Annotated in this window: 2 protein-coding genes; both read left to right on the forward strand. The window is 64.6% G+C overall.

What is annotated here, in order from left to right:
- The first annotated feature begins 171 nt into the window (after nucleotides 1–171).
- Nucleotides 172–528 (forward strand): helix-turn-helix transcriptional regulator, encoded by a 357-nt coding sequence (locus EN750_RS36955; RefSeq protein WP_127260980.1) that lies wholly within the window; start codon nucleotides 172–174, stop codon nucleotides 526–528.
- A 76-nt stretch (nucleotides 529–604) separates the two neighbouring features.
- A partial coding sequence (locus EN750_RS36960) for a metallophosphoesterase (protein ID WP_145968314.1) occupies nucleotides 605–817 on the forward strand: 213 nt, incomplete at its 3' end.

The following is an 817-nucleotide window of genomic DNA, read 5'->3' on the forward strand; positions in this document are numbered from 1 at the left end:
GGACACAATAGGGCATCATGTCAATGAAGCCAGGGAAAAATAGCTGAACCTTCCTGACAGCCCTGTGTCAGGACAGGTCGGAAGCATCGGCGCCAGACGGAGAAAGGTCGCGTGCGGGCCAACAATGATGGATGCGTTGAAATCGGACCCGACTGTGCTTAGTTTCGAGCCATGACCTTGCCACACCCCAATACGGACCAGATCAGCCTGCCGATCGTGCTTGGCGTGCTCGGCGATCCGACCCGGCTCGCCATCGTGCGCTATCTCGCCAGCAAGCAGGGCGTGCCGCTGAACTGCAGCCAGTTCCTCGATTTCGGCTCGAAGACCAATCTGAGCTACCACCTGGCCAAATTGCGCGAGGCCGGCGTCACCCGCGCCGAGGTGGTCGGCACCAACCGCATGATCACACTGCGCCGCGCCGATCTCGACGCCCGCTTCCCCGGCCTGCTCGACAGCGTCATCGCCGCCGCCGGCGACGATCCGGCACTGCCGGCGGTCGGCGGCCACGACATCGAAATCCACGCCTGACCTTGCAGAACTTGGGTTCCTCGCCCCACGGACGTGGGCAAAAGGAAAAGCGGCGTCACACAGGAGCCTTCCGAAAATGCGCATCGCCGTACTCGCCGATATCCACGGCAATGTGCTGGCGCTCGACGCCGTGCTTGATGACCTTCGCCGGCGCGGCGGCGCCGACCTGACCGTCAATCTCGGTGACAGCGTTTCCGGCCCGCTCTGGCCGCGCGAGACGTTTGCGCGGTTGGAGGCGCTGAACCTGCCGACGGTGCGCGGCAACCACGACCGCCGTGTCGCCGCCGAC

Origin of the sequence: Mesorhizobium sp. M7A.F.Ca.ET.027.03.2.1 (assembly GCF_003999175.1) — a bacterium.
Taxonomy (GTDB): domain Bacteria; phylum Pseudomonadota; class Alphaproteobacteria; order Rhizobiales; family Rhizobiaceae; genus Mesorhizobium.

Coding starts and splice junctions, on each gene's coding strand:
- EN750_RS36955 (WP_127260980.1), top strand. CDS start 172: ATGACCTTGCCACACCCCAATACGGACCAGATCAGCCTGCCGATCGTG.